At 67.8% G+C, this 25,355-nt stretch carries 19 protein-coding genes; 7 read left to right on the top strand and 12 right to left on the bottom strand.

Annotated features, from left to right (window positions below):
• The first annotated feature begins 548 nt into the window (after positions 1-548).
• Positions 549-1,070, top strand: coding sequence for a DUF6789 family protein (locus VEC57_07020; GenBank protein ID HYB98874.1), 522 nt, complete (start codon positions 549-551; stop codon positions 1,068-1,070).
• A 2-nt stretch (positions 1,071-1,072) separates the two neighbouring features.
• On the opposite strand, the gene VEC57_07015 is transcribed toward VEC57_07020, so the two are convergent.
• From VEC57_07015 to VEC57_07005, 3 genes are read right to left on the bottom strand one after another with little or no spacing between them, the layout of a single operon-like run.
• Positions 1,073-2,692, bottom strand: a complete 1,620-nt coding sequence (locus VEC57_07015; protein HYB98873.1) for an ABC-F family ATP-binding cassette domain-containing protein — start codon at positions 2,690-2,692, stop codon at positions 1,073-1,075.
• Positions 2,689-3,504, bottom strand: coding sequence for an alpha-ketoglutarate-dependent dioxygenase AlkB (locus tag VEC57_07010; GenBank protein HYB98872.1), 816 nt, complete (start codon positions 3,502-3,504; stop codon positions 2,689-2,691). The genes VEC57_07015 and VEC57_07010 overlap by 4 nt, the downstream gene beginning before the upstream one ends.
• A gap of 2 nt (positions 3,505-3,506) precedes the next feature.
• A complete protein-coding gene (locus VEC57_07005; GenBank protein ID HYB98871.1) occupies positions 3,507-5,480 on the bottom strand; it encodes a CAP domain-containing protein in 1,974 nt (657 codons plus the stop codon).
• Positions 5,481-5,772: 292 nt separating this feature from the next.
• Here VEC57_07005 and VEC57_07000 point away from each other — a divergent pair, with 292 nt between their 5' ends.
• The 6 genes from VEC57_07000 (at position 5,773) to VEC57_06975 (ending at position 12,970) form a co-directional block, all read left to right on the top strand.
• Positions 5,773-7,137 carry a hypothetical protein gene (locus VEC57_07000; protein HYB98870.1) on the top strand — a complete coding sequence of 455 codons (1,365 nt, stop codon included), beginning with the start codon at positions 5,773-5,775 and terminating at the stop codon, positions 7,135-7,137.
• A 134-nt stretch (positions 7,138-7,271) separates the two neighbouring features.
• Positions 7,272-8,525 (top strand): magnesium transporter, encoded by a 1,254-nt coding sequence (locus VEC57_06995; protein HYB98869.1) that lies wholly within the window; start codon positions 7,272-7,274, stop codon positions 8,523-8,525.
• Positions 8,526-8,614: 89 nt separating this feature from the next.
• The gene (locus VEC57_06990) at positions 8,615-9,172 is read left to right on the top strand and encodes a hypothetical protein (GenBank protein ID HYB98868.1); all 558 of its coding nucleotides are present in this window, start codon (positions 8,615-8,617) and stop codon (positions 9,170-9,172) included.
• Positions 9,173-9,361: 189 nt separating this feature from the next.
• Complete coding sequence (locus VEC57_06985; GenBank protein HYB98867.1) at positions 9,362-9,811, top strand: hypothetical protein; 450 nt, start codon at positions 9,362-9,364, stop codon at positions 9,809-9,811.
• Between the two features lie 127 nt (positions 9,812-9,938).
• A complete protein-coding gene (locus tag VEC57_06980) occupies positions 9,939-11,387 on the top strand; it encodes an ATP-binding protein (GenBank protein HYB98866.1) in 1,449 nt (482 codons plus the stop codon).
• A 77-nt stretch (positions 11,388-11,464) separates the two neighbouring features.
• Positions 11,465-12,970 (top strand): hypothetical protein, encoded by a 1,506-nt coding sequence (locus tag VEC57_06975; GenBank protein ID HYB98865.1) that lies wholly within the window; start codon positions 11,465-11,467, stop codon positions 12,968-12,970.
• A gap of 455 nt (positions 12,971-13,425) precedes the next feature.
• Here the strand turns inward: VEC57_06975 and VEC57_06970 are convergent, their stop codons facing one another.
• The 9 genes from VEC57_06970 to typA form a co-directional block, all read right to left on the bottom strand.
• Positions 13,426-14,121: a porin family protein gene (locus tag VEC57_06970; protein ID HYB98864.1), complete on the bottom strand. Its 696-nt coding sequence runs from the start codon at positions 14,119-14,121 to the stop codon at positions 13,426-13,428.
• Positions 14,122-14,367: 246 nt separating this feature from the next.
• A complete protein-coding gene (locus VEC57_06965; GenBank protein HYB98863.1) occupies positions 14,368-15,984 on the bottom strand; it encodes a sigma 54-interacting transcriptional regulator in 1,617 nt (538 codons plus the stop codon).
• 6 nt (positions 15,985-15,990) lie between these two features.
• A complete protein-coding gene (locus VEC57_06960; GenBank protein ID HYB98862.1) occupies positions 15,991-16,764 on the bottom strand; it encodes an NYN domain-containing protein in 774 nt (257 codons plus the stop codon).
• A 295-nt stretch (positions 16,765-17,059) separates the two neighbouring features.
• Positions 17,060-18,502: a DUF1566 domain-containing protein gene (locus VEC57_06955; protein ID HYB98861.1), complete on the bottom strand. Its 1,443-nt coding sequence runs from the start codon at positions 18,500-18,502 to the stop codon at positions 17,060-17,062.
• A 161-nt stretch (positions 18,503-18,663) separates the two neighbouring features.
• Positions 18,664-19,305 (bottom strand): MarC family protein, encoded by a 642-nt coding sequence (locus VEC57_06950; protein ID HYB98860.1) that lies wholly within the window; start codon positions 19,303-19,305, stop codon positions 18,664-18,666.
• Positions 19,306-19,440: 135 nt separating this feature from the next.
• Positions 19,441-19,809, bottom strand: a complete 369-nt coding sequence (locus tag VEC57_06945; protein ID HYB98859.1) for a VOC family protein — start codon at positions 19,807-19,809, stop codon at positions 19,441-19,443.
• Positions 19,810-19,878: 69 nt separating this feature from the next.
• Positions 19,879-20,700, bottom strand: a complete 822-nt coding sequence (gene xth, locus VEC57_06940; protein HYB98858.1) for an exodeoxyribonuclease III — start codon at positions 20,698-20,700, stop codon at positions 19,879-19,881.
• Between the two features lie 70 nt (positions 20,701-20,770).
• Positions 20,771-23,161, bottom strand: a complete 2,391-nt coding sequence (locus VEC57_06935) for a DUF4215 domain-containing protein (protein HYB98857.1) — start codon at positions 23,159-23,161, stop codon at positions 20,771-20,773.
• Positions 23,162-23,329: 168 nt separating this feature from the next.
• Positions 23,330-25,165, bottom strand: a complete 1,836-nt coding sequence (gene typA, locus VEC57_06930; protein HYB98856.1) for a translational GTPase TypA — start codon at positions 25,163-25,165, stop codon at positions 23,330-23,332.
• Positions 25,166-25,355 lie beyond the last annotated feature (190 nt).

Raw genomic sequence — 25,355 nt, 5'->3', positions numbered from 1 at the left:
TCAGAAAGGATCACCCAGTGAAATCTGGGAAGGACGCCTCCTAAGAGGACACCACCTCACAGGTCACCTTCGTACTAAGATAGATCACTGGATCACCTCCTTGTGTTCGGCGGGGACGAATCGAGCGTTCCCGAGAACCGCTGCCGACGAAGCGACCGCCGATGCCGCTCCCCCGCCCCAGTCACCGGCTGTGCCGGCAGAGAGGCCTGTGTGTGCCTCGACCAGGCTGTGGACGAGGGACAAACTACGCACGAGCCGCATCGTTGTCGAGACGGAAACGCACGGCCCGCGCATCCTGCCGCCGACTTTTTTTCGCTCCTGCCCACGGTCCAATCCGGCACGCGTTTTCACTGCCGGGCCGTACCCGGACCGTGCCCCCGACCTGGGCGGCGCCGCCCCATGCGCAGGGTTGTGGAGACCCACGCACGAGCAATTCGCCGCGTCCGACGGCATGGAAGACACGGCTGACACGTCGCTCCTTCTGTGCGTGGGCGCGCCGCGAGCGATGCACGCGGACGCGCCCGTGAGATCTGCGCAGGAGCGAACCGATGAACTACGCCCATATCATCCCTCGCGCGATGGCAGCCGGCTTTGTCGGCACCCTGCTCGTCACCATTGCCGTGTACGCATTCGCTGCCGTCGGCTATCCGCAGTCGGGACTGACCGAGCTGTTCGGCGGCATCCTCTTCGAGAACGAGCCCGAGCGCTTCAGTTGGAGCTGGTGGGTGATGATGGCCTGGCACTTCAATTTCGGCGCAGTGCTGTTCCCGCACATCTACGCGATGTTTCTCAGCCGCGAGCTGCCGGGTGCGCCCTGGCAGAAGGGCCTGCTGATGGGCCTCGGCCTGGCGACGCTGGTCGAACTGCTGTTCAAGCCGCTGTTCGGCATGGGACTGTTCTCGGGCCAGCTTCCCAATCCTGCGATCGCCGTCTTCGCGTCCTATCTCGTGCACGCAATCTACGGCGTCACGCTCGGCGCCATCACCGGCGAGGTGCAGCACCCGTCCGAAAAGGCGGTCGACGAGCGCGCGGCGCACCATCATCGCGGCATGCATCTGCGGCCGCACTGAATTCAGCACAGGCCGGGAGCTTCGTGCCCGCTGGCCTCGACGTACTCGCGATAGCCGCCGCCGAAGGGAAGAGGCCCTTCGGCGCTCAGCTCGAGAATGCGGTTGGACACGTCGGCCAGGAAGCGCCGGTCGTGCGAGACGAACAGCATGGTGCCCTCATAGCCGGCGAGCGCCCGCACCAGCATGTCCTTGGTCGCCATGTCCAGGTGGTTGGTCGGCTCATCGAGAACCAGGAAGTTGGGGCGGTCGTAGAGGATGCGCGCGATCACCAGGCGCGCCTTCTCGCCGCCGGAAAGGATCCTGCACGGCTTGTCGACGTCGTCGCCCGGAAAGCCGAAGCAGCCTGCCAGCGTGCGCAGCACTCCGCCGCCGGCCAGAGGAAACGAATCCTCGAGAGTCTGCAGCACCGTCCGATCCGGCCGCAGCACTTCCATGGCGTGCTGCGCGAAATAGCCCATGCGCACCGCCGCGCCGATCTTGACAACGCCGCCGTCGGGCTGGCTCTCGCCCGCCACCAGCTTGAGCAGCGTCGACTTGCCGGCGCCGTTGACGCCCATCACCGCCCAACGCTCGCCGCGGCGGATGGTCAGATCCAGACCGTCATAGACGACCCTGCTGCCATAACGCTTGTCGAGGTGCTCGATCTTGACGACGTCGTCGCCCGAGCGCGGATACGGCGGAAAATCGAACGTCAGCGTGGCACGGCGTTTGGGCGGCTCGAGCTTCTCGATCTTGTCGAGCTGCTTGACGCGCGACTGCACCTGCGCGGCCTTGGCCGCCTGCGCCTTGAAGCGTTCGATGAAGCGCATCTCCTTGGCCAGCTTGGCCTGCTGGCGCTCGTAGGCGGCCTGCGCCTGGGCCTGCGCCAGCTCGCGCTGCGCTTCGTAGAAGTCGTAGTTGCCCGAATAGCTGACCAGCTCGCCGCCGTCGATCTCGAGGATTCGCGTGACGATGCGGTTGAGGAATTCGCGGTCGTGCGACGTCATCAGCAGCGCGCCGTCGTAGGCCTTCAGGAAGTTCTCGAGCCAGATCAGCGATTCGAGGTCGAGGTGGTTGGACGGCTCGTCCAGCAGCATCGCGGAAGGACGCATCAGCAGGATGCGCGCCAGCGCCACGCGCATCTTCCAGCCGCCCGAGAGCAGACCCACGTCGCCGTCCACCATTTCGGCGGAGAAGCCGAGGCCTGCCAGCACCTCGCGGGCGCGCGCCTCCAGCTCGTAGCCGCCAAGCTCCTCGAAACGCGACTGCACGTCGCCGTAGCGCTCGATGAGCTTGTCCATGCGGTCGGCCTTTTCCGGATCGGCCAGATCGTGCTCGAGCCGGGCCAGCTCGGCCGCGACCTCCGAAACCGGCCCCGCTCCATCCATGACTTCGGCGACCACGGTGCGTCCGGACATCTCGCCGACGTCCTGGCTGAAGTACCCGACCGTCACGCCGCGATCGATGGAGACGCTGCCGTCGTCGGGCTGCTCCTGGCCGGTGATGAGGCGGAAGATCGTCGACTTGCCCGCGCCGTTCGGCCCGACCAGTCCCACCTTCTCGCCGCGATGGATGGCGGCACCGGCCTCCAGGAACAGGATCTGGCGGCCGTGCTGCATGCTGATCTGGTCGAGGCGGATCATGAAACCGCCGTTTGTAGCTGCTCCGCGAAGAATTGCGACGATCTGGCGAGCTCGCGCACGTAGCGCTCGACGTCGCTGCGCGCCTGATGCCCGAGCCGGGCATATGGCAGGATGTGCTCGTCGGGAACGTAGCGGAACGTGAAGTTGACCCGGCGCGTTTCGAAGCCCTCGACGTCCACGTCGAAGCGCGCACCCTGGCGGCGATCCACGCGCAGCACCCGATGCACGGTCGCGCGCTTCCAGGTGTGGCCGCCGAAGATCAGCAGCGAGCGATCGTCGAGCCATTGGCCGTGCACGACGCGCTTGGGTTCGTGCCGCCCGCCCGTGGCGACGAACTGGAACAGCGCACGCTCGCCGAGCGAGATCGACGCCACCGGGCCGGGCTCGTCGTCGCGATGCTCGCCGACGCGGGCGGTGTCGGTGCGCTTCCCGTCCGCGTCCACTCGCGCGCCGTAGAGGTTGACCAGGCACGTGTTCAGGTGCCAGGCCTCGGGCATGTCCGCGCCGCGGAACATCGCGCGCGCCTTCTTCTCGATGCGCGCCACGAGCCGCGCCAGCGCGGGCGGATACGGCTCGGCCTGCACGCAGCGGTCGTGGATGCCGCGCGGCGGGCGGTAGTAGTTGAGACAGGCGAATTGCCAGTTGCCGAGCCAGTAGACGGGCCGCAGCAGTCGCCGCTGCCCGCCGGCCGCCAGCGCTTCCCGCTCGGTGAAGCGGTCCTCCCACAGCGGCCGGATCCCGGCCAGCCATCCGACGATCTCGGCGCGATCCGCCGGTGAGACGAAAGCGGGATCGTAGAAGAGGCCGTGCATCCTCAGGGCATCGGGCAGTCGAGCGTGACGGCGCCGCCGACGGCGAACTTCAGAACCAGCAGGGCGTCGCTGGCGGTCAGGCCGCCGCTGTCATTGACGTCGCACACCGCCAGTACGCAACTTGCCGCGCCGACCGCGGCCTTCAGCGCCAGCAGCGCGTCGCTGGCGGTGATTTCGCCGTCGCCGCTCCCGTCGCCGCACAACACCTCGCCTTCGACGGCAAAGACCACCGCCGGCGTTCCGTAGCCGTAGCGCACGTCCGCCACGCGCGGCCGCACCTGCAGCCACAGCTCTTCTTCGTGCTGCGGCGTCAGGGAAAAGGATGTCGCGCCCGCCGGCAGCTCCGTCTCGCTCGCATCCACCAGCTCGCGCGAGCCGGATACCTCGATGTCGTCGATGAAGAACCCGAGGCTCGAGCCGGTCCCGCCGAACACCAGCGGCCCCGCGATTCTGTACAGGAACCGCACCTGCACCGTCTGTCCGACGAGATCGGCGGGAAATGAGGCCGAGACGCTCTGGAACCCGGCGTCCCAGTCGGCGGAGGAGCACAGGATCAGCGCCTGCCCCGTGCGCGACCACAGCGTGCGCCACGACTGTCCATCGCGCGACACCTGGGCATGCAGCGCCGATGTCTGCGAAGCGCAGCGACGAAGGTTCTTGAAGCGCAGCGTGCTGGCCGCCGACGGCACCACGATCCTGTCGATGATGAACGCCTGCTCCGGCTCCTGCAGGCTCGGCGCCGTCAGATGGAACGACTTCTGTCCGCTCGCCTTGACCAGGGTCGTGCGCAGATCGTAGGCGCCGGTGGTCTGATCGATCACGGGAGCCGATGCGCTCTCGGCGCCTTCCAGCCAGTCGCCATCGGACGCGCGTGCCACGCGGACGTCGAAACCGTCGGCATGCTCGAAGCCACCGAAGCCGTAGACGGACTCTCCGCCGACGACCGGCTCCTCGGGCCCGTGCGGCTGCAGGTCGAGGCCCAGATCGTAGGGATCGATGACCGTGACGTCGTAGACGAAGCTGGACTGGCCCGCGCCGGTGACGCCGCCGATGGTCACGCGGTACGTCGTATCCTGTTCGGGCGCGGAGGCAGGCACGCCGTCGATCTTCCAGACGAGCGTGTTGTCGCCGTAGCCGTTGCCGACCTGCTCCCGTGTCACCGCCATCATGCCGCCATCGGCGCCGAGCTTCTCCACCGACACCGTGGCCGACGCGAAGCCGGCGCCCGCGTAGGAGAAGGACCAGCGCGGGGGGTCGTCGCCGTCGTTGGGAACGACCTGCCACGGCACGAAGCCCTCGTTCGGCCATGGCACCGCCTGCGTCGGCTGCGACGGCTTGAAGCCGCCGATGACGTGATTGCAGTGCGCGGCGCGGTAGGCGCCGGCGGCGGGGATGGCGCCGTTGCCCATGACCTGCTGGCGCGGATAGAGCAGCCAGCGACGGTGGCCGACATAGCGGTTGCTCACGCCCGGATCCTTCATCAGGCGGTCGATGGCAGGTGGCCCGATGGAGTCGAGCAGCAGGTTGGACTTGGCGGCGGCCGTGTCGGCGGCGTCGGAGAGACAGGGATTGCCCGGAAAGTCGTCGGCCGGATAGTGCGACGTCTGGCCCTGACGGGCCATCACCAGCGCCGCCTGCTGGCACTGAGCATCCAGCGCCGCGTCGCCCTGGACGTCTGCGGCGATGCCCGCCTGGGCGCGGAAGTAGTTCACCCGCGACATCGTCCGATCGAGGAACAGCTGCGAAGGAGCGCCGGACATGCACTGGCCGACGTCGCCGGTCCAACCCAGGTGCGTCTCGTAGTCCTGCGCCGGCAGGTAGTGGCGGGCGAACGCCACCGCCACTTCGGTGCGGTCGGCGCCGTCCCACGCCATGGCGGCGGCCGGCGCAGCAGCTGCAGCGTGGCCGGCGGCCTGCGCATCGCTGCCGCCGCGGCCGGCGCTCAGCTCTGCACGCGCCGCGGCCGCCGTGAGCAAGCAAACGACGAACAGCGCCGCAGCCCCTGCCGGGCGAGTGATTCGATCCTGGACCATCGAGGAGTCCCCACTCCAGCAAGAGTTCTAAGACCGACGGCGGCTACATGCCATTGCGAAAGTGCGCTGGCGTCATTGCGGCTGCGGCCGACGCCGCCCCAACGGTCTGCTCCACGCGGTCAGGGGCTGCGCCTTGCCAAGGTCCCCTGCGCCGTGCATCCTCCGTGCGCTCACTCACGACCACGTTCTGTCGCAACGCACAGCATGGCGCGCCGGCGCGCATCGGGGGCCAGTGATGAGAATACCAACCGCTCGAGTCGCCCTGGTTTCGTGGACGCTCGTCTCGGCCGCAACCGCTGCAGGCGCGGCGCAGATACCGGTCGATCTCAGCACCTGGACCGTCGTGCAGTACGAGCATGACAGCCAGGATGACGCGAGCTGGGTGCTGTCGGACTCCGACACCGTCGCCACCCAGGTCGTCAACGCCGACCCCTCGATCCTCGTCGGCGACTTCGACATCACGAACACCGAGATCGTCGGCAGCTGGCGCGTCGACACGACCAACGACGACGATTTCATCGGCTTCGTCTTCGGCTATCAGAACCGCTGCCAGTATTATCTGTTCGACTGGAAGAAAGCCTCGCAGGCCAGCGGCCCCACCTTCGGCAACGCCGACATCGGCATGCGCGTCAAGGTCGTCGACACCTGTCCCGACGATCCGGGCGGGCTCGACCTGTGGGACCTCGGCACGCCGCTGGTCCAGAACGACATCCCCTGGGTCTCCTTCACGGACTATGACTTCCGGCTGCTGTTCACGCCCGGCGAGTTCACCATCGAGGTCACCCGCGTCAGCGACAGCATGCTGCTGCAGACGTGGACCATCCAGGACGATACGTTCCAGTCCGGCCTGTTCGGCTTCTACAACTCCTCGCAGGACCAGGTGCGCTACGCCGGCTTCACCGTGGAGCCCGACGAGCTTTGCGGCAACGAGACCATCGATGAAGGCGAGGAGTGCGACGACGGCAACACGGCCGGCGACGACTGCTGCACGTTCAATTGCCTGATCGTCGATTCTCCCGAGTGCACCGCCACGACGACGACGTTGCCGCCCACCACCACGACGCTGGCACCGACCACGACGCTGCCGGCGACGACGACCACCCTGCCGCCGCCGACCACCACGACGACACTGCCCGCGACCACCACCACGCTGGCGCCGACGACCACGCTGGCACCGACCACGACGCTGCCACCGCCGACGACGACGGTGCCGCCGCCCACCACCACCACACTGGCGCCGACGACCACGACCTTGCCCGACACCACCACCACCACCACCACGGTGCCGCCGACGACCACGACCACGACCAGCACCACCACGACCCAGCCACCCACCACGACCACCGTGCCCGAGACGACCACGACCGTGCCGGCCGAGTGCCCGTCCGATTGCGGCGATGCAGCACCGGTGTTCGGCGTGATCACCGCGGTCGATGCCGGCGCCATCCTGCGGGCGTCGGTGGGTCTGCGGTCGTGCGCACTGTGCGTCTGCGACGTCGACGACAGCGGAGACGTCATGGCCACTGATGCGCTGCGGGACCTGCAGTTCGCGGTGGGCCTGCCGGTGACGCTGAACTGCCCGGAGGTCGACGCGTCCTGACGGTCACGCTTTGCACTATCCGCGCATGTCGGCAGGTTGGGAGCGGCAGGCGCTCGCACCGGACCCGCTAGCGGCCGGCGGCGCGCGTCTCTGCCCCGTCCTTCGACGATGAACGACGTCAGCGTGGAGGTCCGATGGCCGCCGACAGTCCCTTGACCGCCGAGAGCGCACGAACGGCCGAGAGCCCGACCGATCCGGTACGCCTGCGCGAGATCGAGCGCGAGATCGCGCGCGGCTCGGCACAGACAGCCTACGCGCAGCTCGCCGACGAGCCCGACTCGGTCGTGGCCGAGATGCTCACGCGCATGATGCCGCCGCACGCGCTGCGCATCCTCGGCAAGTTCCGTGACCGCCGGCGCGACGCGATCCTGGCGCGCGTGCCGGAGTCGCGCCGGCGGCAATGGGAGGTCAACGCCAGCTACCCCGACAACACCGTCGGGCGCCTCATGGCCGAGCCCGTCGGCGTCTTTCCGCCGCACACGACGATCCGGGATGCGGTCGTGGAGCTGCGCGAGCAGGTCAAGACGGCCTTCATCACCTACATCCACGTCACCGACGCCGACCGCCGCCTTCTCGGCGTCGTGGTCATGCGCGAGATGCTGCTGGCCGACCCGTCGCTGACGCTGGCCGACATCATGATCCGCGAGCCGTTCTCGCTCTCGGCGAACATGGCGGTGGCCGAGGCGATGCACGAAGCCGTGCAGCGGCATTATCCCGTCTATCCCGTGTGCGACGAGGAGGGGCGCCTCGTGGGCCTGGTGCGAGGCGAGGATCTGTTCCAGCAGCGCGTGTTCCAGCTCGTCGTGCAGGCCGGCAGCATGGTCGGCGTCGAGAAGGAGGAGCGCCTGTCGACGCCGTGGCCGCGCGCGCTGCGGCTGCGCAACCCGTGGCTGCTGCTGAACCTGCTGACCGCGTTCGCCGCCGGTGCGGTGGTGGGAGTCTTCGAGGCGACCATCGACAGGATCGTGACGCTGGCGGCGTTTCTTCCCATCCTGGCCGGGCAGTCGGGCAACACCGGATGTCAGGCGCTCGCGGTGACGCTGCGCGGAATGACCCTGGGCGAGCTGGCCGAGCGAAGTCCCATCACCGTCGTGGCCAAGGAAGCCGCGCTCGGCATCCTCAACGGTGTCGTCGTGGGCGCGCTGGCCGGGCTGGCGATGTACATCACGGCCGGCGACGAGAGCAATCCGCTGGCGCTGGCGGGAATCGTCTTCGTCGCGATGGTGGGAAGCTGCATGTGCAGCGGCATCTCCGGAGCGATGGTGCCCATCGCGCTGCGGCGCCTCGGCGCCGATCCGGCCACGGCCTCGAGCATCTTCCTGACCACCGCCACCGACATCGTCAGCATGGGCCTGCTGCTCGGGCTCGCCACCGTCTTTCTGCTCTAGCGCGCGATGCTGCGCGCCGTACGTTTGCAGACGAAGCGCGCAGAGCCGATGTTTCGCGACCGTCGATCCCCGGGCCAAGGAGAACAGCCGTGACGACCAAGCTCGACAAGGAAGAGTGCATTCTTTTCAGCGGAGCCGCGCAGGGCGCCGAAGCCGAGTTCGGGGTGGTCGCCGAGCGTCACGGAATCGACGAGGTCAACTTCACGTTCGAGGGCCATTCGGACGCGCGCACGCGCGGCATCCGCGTCCTGACGCACGCCGAGCTCAAGAGCGGCGATGTCAGCCTCGCCTACGTCAGCCGCCTCATGCACCGCCAGTACCGCGACACGCCGCTGTTCCGCAAGGTGCTGCAGACGATCTGGCATCAGGTCAACAACGGGCAGGAAATCTACGTCGTCGGGCACATCTTGGAGGATGGCACCGTCAAGGGCGGCACCGGCTGGGGCGCCGAGTTCGCCAAGATCTGCAACAAGCCGCTGTTCGTGTTCGATCAGGAGAAGAACGCGTGGTTCGCCTGGGACGGCTCTGGCTGGCAGGCTGCAGGCCAGCCCGTCATCCGGCATCCGCACTTCACCGGGACCGGCACCCGCTTTCTCACCGACTCGGGCAGGCTCGCGATCGCCGACCTCTTCGCCCGCAGCTTCTGACGCCGTCCCAACGTCCCGCGCAGCATTTGCACCCCGTTGCGGGTACGTGCGACGCCGCTGCGCACGCAATCACCCACCTCGCCCCGTAAGATCCGTGCAAGCGTGAACATCACGATGCGGAGCGGGGTCTACGTTTCATGTCCCGCAGCCTCTCCCGGTTGCGGGGCGGGACTTATGAGGAGGTTCCCCATGAAACGTCCACTCACGATTCTCGCGAGCGTCGGGCTGCTGGCAGTCACTGCGGCGCCGGCGGCTGCTGAATGGCGCTGGGTAGACGAGGACACGCGCGTCTACGAAGAGCACGAGACGCGCATCTACGAAAACCAGCCGACGCAGGTCTACGAGAACCAGTCGACGCAGATCTACGAAAATCAGCCGACGCAGGTCTACGAGAATCAGCCGACGCAGGTCTACCAGAACCAGCCGACCTACTACGAGGAGCGCTACGAGTACCAGCCGGCGGTCACCAGCCGCGAGGTCTTCCGTGACCGCGACTGCGAGGTGACGCGCACGTACATGAGCGACGGCACGACGCACGATGAACGCCGGTGCACGGGCTACCGCGTGGTGCCTCCGCACCGGTTCATCATCGACCGCATCGGCCGGCACTTCGACCGCATGCGCGGCTACGACTACTGAGGAATGAATCCGGCAGGCGGCCGCCAGCCGCCGTGCTTTCGAAGGACGGGCCCCGTGCCCGTCCTTTTTTTTCATGGACCCGCCGCCGGTCTGGCCGTGGGTGAGACGGCCCCCTATTTTACGCGGCGTGACGAGCACGCCGCCGACCACCGGACATGCAGGGACCCTGCCGGTCGCGGCCGAGTACGCCGAGTACGCCGCGCCAGCACCGGTGCCGGCGGAGCCTTCCGGTCCGTCGCGAGAGGCGCTGGCGCCGCTGCTGCTGCGCCGCTTCCGCCACGTGATATGGGTGACGATCGTGGCCACCTCGGCCTACGGTGTCATTCACCTCGCATTCGACGAGTCGCACCTCTTCATCCTGTTCGCTTCCAAGGCCGTCCAGATCCTGTCCGCGATCGTCGGCTACCTGGTCGCCCGGCGCACGCCCGAGCGGCGCATCATCGTGCCGTGCATGGTGGGCATCGCCTGCACGATGCACATCGTCACCGGCATCACCGGAGCGGTGGTGCAGGACCTGGGCACGACCAATCTCGTCTTCATGATGGTTGCGCTGGCCTCCTCGAGCTATCTGCCGTGGGGCTGGGTTTCGCAGCTGGTCACCGTGATCGTGGCCGCCATCGCGGCGGCCTTCATGATCGTGTTCGGCGGCAGCACCGGCGTTCATGGTGCGACTTATCAGTACTTCACGCTGCTGCTGGCGTTCGGCGCCTCCGTGCTGAGCGCGCGCGAGGTGGAGAAGGACACGCTCGCCGAGCTGCGCGAGCAGGCCGCCGTCCGCGCGCTGGCCGACAGCCGTGCCGCGCTCGAGCGTGTTCTTCGCCAGTTCAACCGCGAGCTCGAATTCAAGGTGCGCTCGCGTACGGCCGAGCTGGAGACGGCCAATGGAGAGCTGGAGGCGTTCGCCTATTCCGTCTCGCACGACCTGCGCACGCCCCTGCGCTCCATCGAAGGCTTCGCCACGCTGCTGGCCAACGACCACGGCGAAGAGCTGACCCCGCCGGCTCTCTCGCATCTGGCGCGCATCCAGAAGGCCAGCCGCAACATGTCGCGGCTCATCGACGATCTTCTGACGCTCTCACGCGTCGTGCGCAGCGAGCTGCACCTGCAGAGGGTGGACGTCACGGCGCTGTTCCGGGAGGTGGCCGAAGAGATTGCGGCGCGGTGGCCGGGCCGCGACGTCGACTTCCAGGTCGATGACGGCCTGGTGGCGGACGCCGACCCGCGCCTGCTGCGCATCGTCATCGTCAACCTGATCGACAATGCCTGGAAGTACACGAGCCGCTGCCAGAGCGCGCGCATCCACGTCAGTGCCGACCGCCTCGACAACGAAACGGTCTTCTTCGTGCGCGACGACGGCTGCGGCTTCGACATGCGTTTCGTGCACAAGCTCTTCCAGCCCTTCCAGCGCCTGCACCCTCCGACCGAATACGAAGGCACCGGGATCGGTCTGGCCACGGTGGCCCGCATCGTCAGCCGCCATGGCGGCCGCGTGGCCGCCGAAGGCAAGGTCGGCAGCGGCGCCACGTTCCGCTTCACGCTGGCCGCCCCGATGGCTCGCGAAGTCGCGGCCGCCTGACGCGACCCGTCTGCGTGGGAGCCGCCGAAAGCGGCTCGTCATTGATGCAACCGCGATGTTAAGCGAGACCGATGTCCGTGCGCACCGCACTCCTTTCGATCGGCATTGCCGTTTTCGTGGCCGCTCCAGCGCTCGCCGCGCCGTATTGGGGAACCGCCGGGCGCAACTCCCAGCACACGGCCATCGGGGATGTGGCGACGCGGCCGCTGACGCGCATCCTGTGGAAGCTGCGCGTCGACCGCCGGCCCCAGTACACGCGGCGTGGCAGCCTGCTGGCGCATTACGGCTCCCCGCTGATCACCCAGGCCAACACCGTGGTCGTGCCGGTCAAGCTGGGTGTCGACGGCAAGTTCCGCGTCGTTGCCGTGGACGGCACCGACGGCAGGCGGCGATGGAGCCGGCGCAGCGACTACGTCATCCCGCCGCACCGCTGGCTGCCCACGTTCTCGCCCGTGCTCTCTTCGACCGACAAGCTCTGGATTCCCGCGGCCGGCGGCACCGTGCTCACGCGCACGCTGGTGGACGAGCACGGCGGCCAGATCGAGCGCCGCGCCTACTACGGCCTCGAGAACTATCTCAGTGACCGCACGGCCTTTCGCGACAGCGTCTTCATCAACACGCCGCTGACCGCCGACGGCGGCGGCAACGTCTTCTTCGGCGTCGAGGTCGTGGGCACGCCGCCGTCCGATCTCGAGAGCGTCCTGGTGCGCATGAGCGATGACGGGCAGGCGTCGTGGGTGACGCCGGCCGAGATGACGGGCGATGCCGCGATGACACAGGTCCTGGGAAACTCGGCGCCGGCCATCAGCCCCGACGGCACGCGCCTGTACGTGGCGGTTACCGACGGAGCGGCCGGCTATCTGGTGGGGCTCGATGCGCGGACGCTCGAGACGCGCGCGATGGTACGCCTCGTCGATCCCAGCAGTGCGATCGACGCACTGCTCCTCGAGGACGGCACCGCCGCTCCCACGGTCGGTCCCGACGGTCACGTCTACTTCGGTGTGCTCGAGCAGCTGTACGGGTGGAACCATGGGCGCGGCTGGCTCATGCACTTCGACGCCGATCTGGTGCCTGCCGGCTACGTCGGGGCTTTCGGCTGGGACGACACGCCCTCGATCATTCCCGCCGCCATCGTCGCCTCCTACACCGGCCCCTCCTCCTATCTGATTCTGTCCAAGTACAACGACTACGCCACGGCCGGCGGGACCGGCATCAACCGCATTGCGGTGCTCGATCCCAATGTCGGCATGCGCGATCCGGTCACCGGGCTGGACGTGATGAACGAAGTCATGACGGTGCGCAGCCCGACGGTGGATGACGAACTGGTTGCGGCGTTTCCAAACGCTCTACGCGAATGGTGCATCAACACGGCCGCCGTCGACCCGATCACGAAATCGGTGCTGGCCAACAACGAAGACGGCCGGCTCTATCGCTGGGACCTGACCACCGGTGAGCTGAGCGAATCGATCGAGCTCAACGGCGGTCTCGGCCAGGGCTACACGCCCACGCTCACCGGTCCCGACGGCACCGTCTATGCGATCAACGATGCGACGCTCTTCGCCATCGGTGATCGCGCCGACTGACCACGCGCTTTTTTTGGCGCTTCTCAATTTCCGAAGAATATTTTCCCGCGTCGTCGGACAACCCTTGTTGGATGCGATCGATCCAATATTCTCCTGTTGGAGCTGTTCGCGCCGTGGGGGCGGACGACAGGTTCTCTGGCGCTTGGAAAAGGGGAAGCGTCGATGAAGCCGATCGTCAGGGCCGCAGCGTCGTGGGGAATCACGCTCGGCTCTCTTGCATGCATCCACGCGCATGCGGCACCACCTCCGGTCACCTCACCAGTCAGACGAGTGCGAAGCGGCCAAGGACGAAGCGGCAGGCGACTTCCCGCCGCGCGCCGATCAAGAGGTCGAGGGGGGATCGCCAGCGCCGGAATCGGCGGTGGCGACCAGCACGGTCGCGGACGCGTCTCCGGCGCATGCGCCGGAGGGGCCGTCCACCCAGGACGCGTCCGCGGCCGTGTGATCTCTGCAGCTCAGCCGAAGCGGTAGAAGATGCTTCCGCTGAACGGAATGACGTCGAACTCGTGGGCGTCGCCGGTGGGCAGGATGTAGTCGGCCTCGAAGGCCAGACCGATCTGTTCGGTGATGTAGACGTCGACGCCCACGCCGAAACGGGCGGCAAAGCCGTGCTCATCCTGCTTTCCGATGGGAAGGCTGGTTTCGAACTCGGCCTTGGCCACGCCGATGCCGACGATGCCGTAGGGCTGGAAACGGCCGCGGAGCGGGAAGAACTTGGCGTTCATCATCAGGCTCCACATGTCCAGATTGGCGCCGCAGTCGACCGTGCATCCGGTGTCGCGCAGGTTGACGTTCTTGAAGTGGAGGAACTGCTCCCACTCCGCCTCGATGCCCAGCCAGTTGTTGACGCGGTAGCCGGCGCGGATCTCGTAGCCGCCGGTGTTGTCGGTGTCGTCGAGCGGCACGCCCTTGATGCCGGCGTCCTCATCGAACACCTGCACGACGTAGGAGCCGCCGACTTCGATGTAGCCGCCGGGCTCGCCGTACTTCGCCTCCACGACGGTATCGGTGGCGGCTGCCGCCGGCGCCGGAGCCGAAGGGGCCGCCGGCGTCTCGGCGGTCTCTTCCTCGCCGTACGCGCCGGCCGTTGCCAGGCTGGCGCTGCCGAGAAGAAGCAAGGTGGAAAGTAAACAAGTCCCGGTCCGCTTCATAAGCATGTCTCCTTTTCCGATTCTGGATGGATCCGCCGGCGCAGCCGCCGTGCTGCTGCGCGCCACCGGTCGGCATGGGCGCATCGGGCGCTTGCCCTGTGCGGGCATTCTAGCCACCGGAGGAAAGGAGGGCGAGCGCGGCGGGCATGTCGGCGAAGGCGCTCCCGGGCCCGTCTCGGGCCGGGGCCGGCCACTGGCTGCCCGCCGGCGCCGGCACCGCCACACGGTGCGCAGCGCCTTGATGCCTCAGCCGCCGTCGCGCCGTATGCCGAGCTTCTTCATCCGGCTTCGGAGCGTGTTCGGATGGAGCCCCAGCCGCAGCGCTGCGCCGCGCTCGCCCTCGATCACCCAGCCCGTCTCTCGCAGGACGTCGAGAATGTGCTGCCGCTGATGATCGGCCAGCCTGGCGACGCCGGCGCCCTCGGCTGCCGTCTCGGCATCGGCCGCGGAGATGGCGGAGGCCGGCAGGTGGCGGAAAGCCTCCGCGGCGGCGACGGCGGCCGCACCTGGCAGCATGTCGGGCGAGACAATCAGGCTCTCGCCCGGCGACAGGATGATGGCGCGCTCGATCACGTTCTCGAGTTCGCGGATGTTGCCGGGCCAGCGGTAGGCAATCAGCCGCTGCATCGTCTGCGGCTCGACCGACGCGATGCGCCGGCCGATCTTGGCGGCGTATTTGTTGACGAAGTAGTGCACGAGCAGGGGTATGTCCTCCTGCCGCGCCGCCAGCGACGGAACGTGAAGCGGGAAGACGTGCAGGCGGTAGAAGAGATCGGCGCGGAACTTTCCCTCGGCCACGGCCTTGCGCAGGTCGCGGTTGGTTGCGGCGATGACGCGCACGTCCACGCGCTGCGTGCGCGTGGATCCGAGCGGCTCGAACTCGCGCTCCTGCAGGACGCGCAGCAGCTTGACCTGCACCTCGGGGGGCATCTCGCCGATCTCGTCGAGGAAGATGGTGCCGCCGTCGGCCAGTGAGAAACGCCCCACCCGCTTCTCGGTGGCGCCGGTGAACGCGCCCTTCTCGTGTCCGAACAGCTCGCTCTCGACGAGGTTGGTGGGGAGCGCCGCACAGTTGAGCTTGATCAGCGGCCGGCCCTTGCGCCGCGAGGCGCCGTGGATGGCGCGCGCCACGAGCTCCTTGCCGGTGCCGGTCTCGCCGAGAATGAGCACGGTGCTGTCGGTCGGTGCGACCTGCTCGATCAGACGCAGCGTCTCCCGGATCTGCGGCGATCGCCCGACGATCTCCTCGAAGTTGTAGCCGGTGTTGATCTCTTCCTGCAGGTAGCGGTTCTGCTGCTGTAGACGCGCCTTCTCGCGTTCGGCGAGCACGCGCGCGGTGATGTCGATGATCATCGTGCGCGTGTGCTTGCCGTCGGGGAGCGGCCGCGAGTAGCGCTGCACCCACACCGGCGCGCCGGTGTCCTTGCGGCGCAGCTCGATCTCGATGGCGCCGCGCTCCTGGCCGCTCTGCTCGGCCGCAAGCGACGCGTGCACCTTCTCCTGCACGTCCTGCACCGGCGCCACCAGCGACAGGCCGTAGGTCTGCGTGACCTCCTCGGGCTTGATGCCGAGCAGATCCAGGAAAGCACGGTTGGCGCTGACGAAGCGCGAGCTCGTCTCTTCGTAGACGTAGGCGATGGGAGCTTCCTCGAACAGGTCGCGGAACTGCTGCTCGGACTGGCGCACGCGCTCGTCGAGGAACCGCACCAGCTCGCGCATCGCAGCGGCGTCCACGCCGAGCTCCTGCGCGAGCACGCGTGCCAGCGCATCCAGCGGCTCGCCTCCCGCCTGCCGCGCGGCCGCTTCGAGGACCTGCCGGAGCCGGTCGGCGCTGAGCGGTGGCGTGCCGGCCAGGACCGTCATGGAGCGTCAGGCCTTGCTGCGGATCTTGAAGTTGCCGCGGCCCTCGTCGTAATCGAGCGCGATCAACTCGCGCGACTCGGCGTCGCGCAGCAGATCGGCGAAGCCGGAGTAGCCGTAGCGTTCTTCGCGGAAGTCGGGGTACACGCGCCGCAGCGTCTGCTTGACCAGCGAGCCCCAGACCGGATCGTAGTCCTCCTCGAGCGAGGAAACGATGGCGAGCAGCATGTCCAGCGCCTCCTGATGCCCGTCGCTGGCCGGCTCGCGCCGGGTGCGGCCGCGGCCGCCGCGAGAGCGCGGCTTCTTCTTGTCGGCCGTGCGCACCAGGTCGTCGTAATAGAGGAACTCGTCGCAGCTGGAGACCAGCAGGTCGGAGGTCGAGGCCTTGACGCCGCAGCCGATGACGCGCTTGTCGTTCTCCTTGAGCTTGGAGACCAGCGGCGAGAAATCGCTGTCGCCCGACAGCAGCGCGAACACGTCGATGTGGCCCTTGGAATGGCACAGATCGAGGGCGTCGCAGACCATGCGGATGTCGGCGGAATTCTTGCCGCTGTGCTTGCTGGCAGGGATGTCGATCAGCTCGATTCCCTGCGCGTGGAAGTCCCGGATCGCGCCGCGGTAGCGCTGCCAGTCGCAGTACGCGCGCTTGTAGACGATCCGGCCCTTCTCGAGCAGCCGCTTCAGCACCAGCTCGATGCGGAACTCGTCGCTGTGCAGGTCGCGAGCGCCGATGGCCAGGTTCTCGAAATCCACGAAGACCGCGATCAGGGTTTCGTCGGCCATTTCCCCCGCCTACCGCTGGAACGGCCGAAAGCCAAGGCGGCGCCGTGCGCTGGCCGCGATGACGCCACGCAGAGGCGGCGCCCGCTCGCCCCAACGGGCCCCGCGGCCGACCCCGCCGGCTTCAGCGCCCGCGCTCGCCGTCCTCGGCGGTGATCGGCCGGCGCCGCTCAGGGCACCGGAGTGCCGTCGCGATACGCGTCTGCGAGTCCATGCGATCGAGCTGGACCGCAGTCGGGAAGCCGGTCAACGCATGTCCGCCGTTTCCGGCACTTCAGGGGGCCGAGCGCAGCCGCCGTCAGTTGCCGGCGCGCACCGCCCGCACCGCTGCCGTCTCCGACTTGGCCTGCGGCACCGTCGCGCCGTCGTCCAGGTGCATTGCCCAGGCCATTGCCGGTGCCGCCGCATAGGTGGACGACGACCACTGCTCCGGATGACTCGGCGCGCAGCTGCACATCGTCACCGAGCAGCCGTCGTCGCAGCTCTTGGCGCTGAAGATCGCGTGCAGCGCCGTATCGGCGGAGCCGAGATCGAGGAGCGTGACGAGCTCGAAGATGTTCGGCAGCCGCCAGTTGTCGTAGCCGGCGAACATCGTCGTGTTGAGCTGGATGATCTTGTCCGCGAACGCGTCGGCCCACGTGTAAGCGTTGTCCATGTCGTGGATCGTGCCGTCATCGGCGAGCTTCTCCCACATCAGCCCGGTCGCCAGGTCGGTGATGGTGCCGTCGCCGTTGTCGCGGAAGGCGCGTGGCGCGCCCATGCGAAGCTCGCCGTCCTGCCCCGTGCCGGCGCACGGCACTTGCGCACCGCCGCTGTCGTAGCACTCGGTCTGCCCGGTCTGCAGCGTCTCCGCGCGCGGCGAGCAGCGCAGCTCGATCTCCTGACCGACGGCGGCCTTGAGGATGGCGAGGGCGTCGGAGGCGGTGACCGTGTGGCTGAGGTCGACGTCGCCGCACGGCGACCCTGCATCCTGGGCCTGCTCGGCGCCGGCGGCCGATCCGGTGCTCTCGACGATGTAGCCGCCGCGCACCGCGCGCACCGTGTGCAACGCCGATTTTTCATCGGAGAACAGCCGCCCATCGGCGGCGCTGACCAGCCAGGCGCGATCGGGCTCGGCCACGTACGTGGTCGAGGACCAGCTGTCGTTGGAGGAGGGCACGCAGCTGCACTCCTGCGCGCTGCAATCGGGCTCGCAGTTCTTCGCGAAATGCGCCGCGTAGTAGGCAGGGTCGGTTCGGCCGAGGTTGGCGAGCGTCAGCAGCTCGAAGGCGTTGGGCAGGCGCCAGTCGTCGTGGCCTCCCAGTTCGGCGGCGTTGAGCTGATCGATCTTGTCGAACGCCTCCTCCCACGTCAGCAGGGTGTCGCGGTCGTGGATGCTTCCATCGTCGGACAGCTTCTCCCACACCAGGCCGGTGACCTCGTCGGTGATGGTGCCGTCGTCATTGTCCGACGAGCTGCGCGCGATGCCGCGATTGACCGCACCGGCCTGGGGAGAGCCCTCGCAGCTGACCTCGGCTCCCTCGGCGTCGAAGCATGCCGTCTGCCCCGTCCGCAGCAGCTTTCCGCGCGGGCCGCAATCCAGCTCGGTTCCGTCGTCGACCGCGCGTTGCAGCGCAGCCAGCGCATCGGACGCGTTGATCGAGCCGTTGTCGTTGACGTCACCGCACTTGGGAAGGGCGGCGTGCGCCGGCGCTGGCATCCAAAGAAGAGCGGCAAGGAGAAGGGGGGCTGCGGTTCGCATGAAGGATCCTCTTCGAGTTCGACGCGCGCCAACCACGATTCCCCCCGGCCTCGCACGAGCGCGCAAATGTCCGGTGAAAGGTTAGCGCGATGGGCAGTGCGGTTGCACGGGTGTTTTCGACGCCCTCGTCCCTCGACTGGCACGCTGCGGGAGCACTCGGGTCACAGCAGGGAGCGGTAGTAGCCGGCGACGCCGTCGAGCACGTACTGAACGGCCAGCGCAGCCAGCACGATGCCCATCACGCGTGTGACCATGTGCACCTTGCCGGTACCCATGCGGTGCAGGAAGCGTTCGCCCAGCCGGAGCACGATCAGCGTGATCGCGAAGATGGCGGCCACGGCGGCGGCGATCACGAGCAGCCGCGCGAGATCGCCGTCGGCGTCGGCCGTCAGCAGCAGGATGGTGGCGATGGTGCCGGGGCCCGACAGCAGGGGGATCGCCAGCGGGAACACGGCCAGGTCCTCGCCGCGCGTGGAATGCTCGCTCTGCTCGGGCGCCTGCAGCCCGGGCCGATGGCCGAAGAGCATGGGCATGGCGACCGCGAACAGCAGGATTCCGCCGCTGATGCCGAAGGCATGCACGCTGACGCCGAGGTAGCCGAGCAGGGCGCGGCCCGCCAGCAGGAAGAACAGCGCGATCCCGAATGCGAGCGCGACCGCGCGCCGCAGCACTCGCTTGCGCTCTTCGATCGCCAGGTGGTTCGTCAGCGACGTGAAGATCGGCACCGTGCCGAATGGGTCGATGACGACCAGCAGCGTGACGAACGAGGTCAGCGCGAAATGGAGCAGGTCGGTGGCCGGCATGAAAGCCAGTGTAGCCTGACTGCCGCGAGCCAGCGCGGAGCGGCCGTCGGCACCTGTGTTGGCGAGCCGGGCGCCGCTGCGCCGCCGGCGCGACACGGCGCAGCCTGGCCTGCTCGGGGCGCGCCGTCTTGCCGGTCAGCCGACGAAGTACGCGTTGAGCTTGTTGCCGTCGAGGTCGCGGAAATAGCCCGCGTAGAAGTTGCCGCCGCGTGGTCCGGGCGCGCCTTCGTCGGCTGCGCCGAGCTCGCGGGCCTTGGCGTACACCGCATCGACCTTTTCTTTGGAATCGACGGCAAGCGCGACCATCACGCCGTTGCCGACGGTGGCGGCGTTGCCGTCGTATGGCCTGGTAACGGCCAGCATCCCTTTCGTCGGGTCGACGCCCCACAGGATGAACGTGCCCATGTCCATAACGCGCCTGGCGCCGAGCGTGCCGAGCAGCGTGTCGTAGAAGCCGGCGGCGCGCTCGATGTCGTTGGTTCCCAAAGTGACGTAGCCGATCATGGAAGCTCTCCTGCATGCGATGGGATGTGCACAGACCTCGCCCATTCCATGAGGCGACGCAATCGGCAGTCAGCGCCCGGGCTCCTCGAGCTCGATCCACGTCGGCGCGTGATCGCTGGCGCCTTCGCGGCCGCGAAATGGCGCGTCGACCTCCGCCGCTGCCAGAAGCGGGGCAAGGCTCGGGCTGAGCAGCAGGAAGTCCATGCGAAAGCCGGCGTTGCGGCGGAACGCGTGGGCGTTGACCCAGAACGTGTAGATCCGGTCCGCCGGGTGCAGGTGACGGTGCGAGTCGATCCATCCCTGCGACAGCAGCCGCCGGTAGGCCTGGCGCGTCTCGGGCTGCGTGACCGCGTCGAGCTGCCATGCCCAGGCGTCGTAGATGTCGAAGTCGGTGGGGACGACGTTGAAATCGCCGGCGAGCACCACGGGCCTGCCGCAGTCGATCAGCGTCTGCGCGTGAGCGATCAGCCGCTCCATCCACGCCAGCTTGTAATCGAACCGGGGGCCCGGCTGCGGGTTGCCGTTGGGCAGATAGATCGACGCGACGACGATGCCTGCCACCTCCGCCTCCAGATAACGGGCCTCGGCATCCTCGCTCCCGCTCTGCGGAAGGCCGCGGCGGCGCTCCACCGGTCTCCGTCCGCGCGACAGGATCGCCACGCCGTGGTGCGAACGCTGGCCGTGCCAGATCGAGTGGTAGCCGGCGCTGGCCAGCGCCTGCGCCGGGCACTTCTCGTCGGTCGTCTTGATCTCCTGCAGGCACACGACGTCGGGCGCGGTCTCCTGGAGCCACTCCAGGATGCGCCGCAGGCGCCCGTTGACGCCGTTGACGTTGTAGGTGGCGATCTTCATCGCGACCGCCGTCGCGCGCGCGCGCGCAGCTGCGGCCATCGTGATGTTCCCGCGTCCACGGCGTGCCGGCGCCGGTGTGGCGGTGCGTGGCCGGTCAACGCGTCGCCGCTCAGGGAGCGATGTAGTAGCTGCCGACGGCGATGAACATCTCGTCTTCGGTCGTCACGCCGCCGAGCAGCGGACACGCATCGCACGTCGACTGCGGACACTCGTAGTCGTTGCCGTGGCAGAGCTGATTGAAGTTGGGGCCGCCCATGCAGCGAACCGCCGAGTCGCTGCACGGGCCGCCAACCAGCGTCGTGCCGGTCGGGTACGGCGAGCGCGACTGCATCTTGACGTCGGCAGGATCGGTGTAGCCGTTGTCGTACAGCGAGCAGAACTTGATGGTGCGGCTCTCGACGCTGCCCGAATAGAGAACGGGAGGATCCGGGTTCAGCACCAGCGGATCGCTGTAGTCGTAGCTCTCGTAGAAGATGTCGCCGGGATCGCCGGGCGGACACGCCGCCGGCGACGAGCATGGTGTCTGCGGCGCCTGGTAGTAGCGCCAGCGGATTCCGCGCTTGTGCGTGTGCGAAGACAGCTGGAACAGCCGCGCTCCCTCCTCGAACGTGTGCGTGCCGCAGTATTCGCGCTGCTGGAACGCCGGCACGTTCTGCGCGAAGATCCAGCGCGAGTTGAACAGCCGCTGGGCCTCCCAGACCCGATGATCGGTGTAGGAGACGTTCAGCCACGCCTCCATTTCCGTGGGCTGCGCCGTCAGGTTGAAGGCGTGCGAATTCCACACGATCAGCCCTTTGAGAGGCAGCGTGTTGAAGACGCCTTCGGGCAGGTCGAAGTCGGACACCGATTCCTGGGCGCCGGAGAACTGGGGGGCGCTGAAGGTGCTGAAGTCGGGCGCGCCCCATCGCCTGCCGAGGACAGCCAGACAGGCAACGCCGCGATGGAACGCGCTGCCGCACACGCCACCCTCGCCGCATGCGCCGTCCACCGCCGGACTGCACTGCGCCTGCGGCGTCGGGCCGCCGTAGCAGCGCCAGCCGCCCCAGCCCTCGTCGTCCCAATCATGATCGCCGGGGTAGATGTGGACGATCGAGTGATGCGACTGCGCGTCCTGATACAGCGTGCTGCCGTCGTAGGAGAAGCACTTGTTGGCCAGCGGCCCCGTGCCGTTCGTGCCTTCGAACATGTAGCGGCTGGGGTCGGAAGGATCGCGCGGGCAGTCCACGATCATCTCCGCAGGGACGGTTGCCGAGACATCGTAGTAGCTGGCTACGCATCCCTCGACCTCGGTCCGCGCCGCAAGATCATATCCCGGCATCGGCAGCTGCGTGCCCAGTGAAGGCTCGGGCGCGGCAGGCTGGGGAATATCAAGCGGCGTGGGTGCCGGCAGGCAGCTGCCGAGCAGCTCGGCCGTTCCGGCGACGACTCCGTCGGCCGGCGCGCCTCCGCGAATCCACTGCCGCACCGCTTGCAGATGGTCCTCGGTGAGCACGGCCGATCCGATCGGCATGGGACTGCCGGGCGCGGTCGTGGTGCCGAGCGTCTTGTCCGCCAGCTTCATGTACAGCATCGACTTGTCCTCATCGCCGGCGAAGACGCGCTCGACCGACGGCGACGCCGTCGAAGCCACGCCCAGGAGCGAGGCGTAGGACGAGCCGGCGCGCAGATCCAGGCCGGCTTCCTGCGCGGCACCATGACAGATGTCGTTGCTGCAGTTGTAGACGGGGCTGTCGAAGATCAGCTGCTGGATGCCTTCATAGGTGCTGGCGAACTCGGCCTCGGAGGGATTGCAGCCGAGGCACTGGCTGGTGCAGGTGTCGTCGTCGAGCAGATTGCCGTCGTCGCACTCCTCGCCGGTCTCGACGACGCCGTTGCCGCACACCGCCGGACAGTCGCTCGGAGCCAGCGAGAACGTCGCGGCGATCTCGCCTTCCCGGTTGACGCGGAAGTCCGCCATCCGATCGGCCGAGTATTCGGCGCAGAACGCGAACTCACCGATGGTCAGGACGATCTCGATGGAATCCTGCGGCCCTCGGATCTGGAAGGGCCAGGTGTGCCCCTGCGCCTGGATCACCAGGGACCCGTCGGTCTTGCCGGTCTTCAGCTGCACCTTGGTGACGCCGTTGCTCGGGTACTTGTCGTGGTACTTCCAGCCCTTGGGCGACTGTTCGGTCCCGATGCGCGACCAGTTCCCGGCGTCCAGCTCCAGCAGCTCGGTGTTGCCCGGGATCGCACCGCTCCCGCGGACGATCAGCGTGGCCGGCTCCAGCGTCGGATCCTTGGCCAGGCTCACCGGGTTGATGCTGATCTGGTTCTTCGTCTTGAAAAGCATCCGGGTGCGCGAGCCGTCGGGCGAGAAGCTCATCTTCAAGATCCCGCCGGTGATGGGCCAGTGGTCGCCTTCGTGAGCGGCGGCGCTCGCGGCGAGGAAGGCAAGAGAGCAGACGGCGATGAGCGTGCGGCGTGTCCGCTCACGCCCGGTGCGCGCGACGAATTCCATGTTGTTCCCCTGGAGGCAGCCTGCGAAAAACGCGGCACCGTAGGGCGCAGGCAGACCTCAGTCAACGGAGGAAGCGCCCCGGCACGGCGGCAGGTGCGCTGCGTCCTCGAGTGCGCCGTCTCTTTCAGCGACCGTCGCCGCAACCGGCCCCAGCGCCGCGGCGCCTGCTCAGTCCGACTCGCTCTTTCTCTTCTTCGGCCGCTCGACCTGCTTGAGCACGCGCTTACGGATGCGGATCGACTTCGGCGTCACCTCCACCAGCTCGTCGTCGTCGATCCATTCCAGCGCCGCCTCCAGGCCCATCTGCCTGTGCGGCGTGATGACGACGGCCTCGTCGTGCCCGCTGGCGCGCATGTTGGTGAGCTTCTTCTCGCGCACGATGTTGACGTTGAGCTCGGCATCGCGCGAGTACTCGCCGATCACCATGCCTTCGTAGACCCTGGTGCCGGGCGGAATGAACATGATGCCGCGCTCCTGCAGATGCCAGACCGAGTACGGCGTGGCCATGCCCTCGCGGTCGGCGACCATCGCGCCGTTGGCTCGGCCCTGGATCGGTCCCGCCCATTCCATCCAGCCGTCGAAGAGCGCGTTCATGATTCCGGTGCCGCGTGTCTCGGTCAGGAAGCGGCCGCGCAAGCCGATCAAGCCGCGCGAGGGAACGCGAAACTCGATGCGGGCGCGGCCGGTGCCGGCCGGGCTCATGCGCGTCATCCTGCCCTTGCGCAGCGCCAGCAGCTGGCTGACCACGCCGACGTAGTCTTCGGCCACATCGATGACCAGAAGCTCGACCGGCTCCTGCAGAGCGCCGTCACGCTCGCGCGTGACCACCGTCGGGCGCGACACCTGCATCTCGTAACCTTCACGCCGCATCGTCTCGATGAGGATGCCGAGCTGCAGCTCGCCGCGGCCCGTCACGCGCAGGGTATCGGGAGAGTCCGTGTCCTCGATGCGCATGCTGACGTTGCGGCGCTGCTCCTGCAGCAGCCGCTCGCGAATCTTGCGCGAAGTCACGTACTCGCCCTCGCGCCCAGCCCACGGGGAGGTGTTGGGGCCGAAGAACATCGAGATCGTCGGCTCGTCCACGCGGATTCCCGGAAGCGGCCGCGGGTTTTCACGGTCGCCGATCGTGTCGCCGATGTTGATGTCCTCGATGCCAGCCACGGCCACGACGTCGCCGGCGCTGGCCTCGGGCACCTCGATGCGCTGCAGGCCCTTCCACATGTACAGCTGCGTGACCTTGACCGGACGCGCCGGCTCCTCGGGGCGGCAGAGCGAATACATCTGCCCGGAGCGCAGGACGCCGTTCTTGATGCGGCCGATGGCCAGACGGCCGACGTAGTCGTTGTAATCGAGATTGTTGCACTGGAACTGGAGGTCGGCCGTTTCGTCCCCGGCGGGCCCGGGAAGAGCGGTCAGCATCAGATCGAACAGGACCTTCAGATCCTCGGCCGGCCTGGCAAGATCCAGCGTCGCCGTGCCCACGCGCGCGTTGGTGTAGACGACGGGGAAGTCGAGCTGGTCCTCGGTGGCATCCAGATCGATGAACAGGTCGTAGACCTCGTTGAGCACTTCCTGGATGCGCGCATCGGCCCGATCGATCTTGTTGATGCAGACGATGGGCGGCAGCCCCAGCGACAGTGCCTTCTGGAGAACGAACCGCGTCTGCGGCAGCGGGCCCTCGGAGGCATCCACCAGAAGCATGACCCCGTCGACCATGGCCAGGGTCCGCTCGACCTCTCCGCCGAAATCGGCGTGGCCAGGCGTGTCGACGATGTTGATGCGCACGCCCTGGTATTCGATGGCCGTGTTCTTGGCCAGAATCGTGATCCCGCGCTCGCGCTCGAGAGCGTTCGAGTCCATCACGCGCTCAGCCACCTGCTGGTTGGCGCGGAAGGTCCCGCTCTGGTGAAGCATGGCGTCGACGAGCGTGGTCTTGCCGTGGTCGACGTGGGCGATGATGGCGAAATTGCGGACGTCGCTGCGGCGACTGGCGGTGGTTTGCATCGATCTCTTCTCTCGAGCGGCTAGGAAATCCGGAGCTGGGCGGTCGCGGGTCCAGGAGGAGCGTCCGGTACGGGACGCATCGGCCGGCATGCGAGCCGGCAAAGGTAACCGAAACCGGTCTCCGGCACGAGCGGCGGCACCCCCATGGGGTATGATTCGTGACGACGGGGCATGCGCTTCGCTCTTCTGT

The organism is Candidatus Limnocylindrales bacterium (assembly GCA_035626395.1).
Classification (GTDB): Bacteria; Desulfobacterota; Binatia; order UBA1149; family CAITLU01; genus DASPNH01.
This window is presented reverse-complemented; position numbering and strand designations above follow the sequence as displayed.

Coding starts and splice junctions, on each gene's coding strand:
- VEC57_07020 (HYB98874.1), top strand. CDS start 549: ATGAACTACGCCCATATCATCCCTCGCGCGATGGCAGCCGGCTTTGTC.
- VEC57_07015 (HYB98873.1), bottom strand. CDS start 2,692: ATGATCCGCCTCGACCAGATCAGCATGCAGCACGGCCGCCAGATCCTG.
- VEC57_07010 (HYB98872.1), bottom strand. CDS start 3,504: ATGCACGGCCTCTTCTACGATCCCGCTTTCGTCTCACCGGCGGATCGC.
- VEC57_07000 (HYB98870.1), top strand. CDS start 5,773: ATGAGAATACCAACCGCTCGAGTCGCCCTGGTTTCGTGGACGCTCGTC.
- VEC57_06995 (HYB98869.1), top strand. CDS start 7,272: ATGGCCGCCGACAGTCCCTTGACCGCCGAGAGCGCACGAACGGCCGAG.
- VEC57_06985 (HYB98867.1), top strand. CDS start 9,362: ATGAAACGTCCACTCACGATTCTCGCGAGCGTCGGGCTGCTGGCAGTC.
- VEC57_06970 (HYB98864.1), bottom strand. CDS start 14,121: ATGAAGCGGACCGGGACTTGTTTACTTTCCACCTTGCTTCTTCTCGGC.
- VEC57_06965 (HYB98863.1), bottom strand. CDS start 15,984: ATGACGGTCCTGGCCGGCACGCCACCGCTCAGCGCCGACCGGCTCCGG.
- VEC57_06960 (HYB98862.1), bottom strand. CDS start 16,764: ATGGCCGACGAAACCCTGATCGCGGTCTTCGTGGATTTCGAGAACCTG.
- VEC57_06955 (HYB98861.1), bottom strand. CDS start 18,502: ATGCGAACCGCAGCCCCCCTTCTCCTTGCCGCTCTTCTTTGGATGCCA.
- VEC57_06950 (HYB98860.1), bottom strand. CDS start 19,305: ATGCCGGCCACCGACCTGCTCCATTTCGCGCTGACCTCGTTCGTCACG.
- VEC57_06945 (HYB98859.1), bottom strand. CDS start 19,809: ATGATCGGCTACGTCACTTTGGGAACCAACGACATCGAGCGCGCCGCC.
- xth (HYB98858.1), bottom strand. CDS start 20,700: ATGGCCGCAGCTGCGCGCGCGCGCGCGACGGCGGTCGCGATGAAGATC.
- VEC57_06935 (HYB98857.1), bottom strand. CDS start 23,161: ATGGAATTCGTCGCGCGCACCGGGCGTGAGCGGACACGCCGCACGCTC.
- typA (HYB98856.1), bottom strand. CDS start 25,165: ATGCAAACCACCGCCAGTCGCCGCAGCGACGTCCGCAATTTCGCCATC.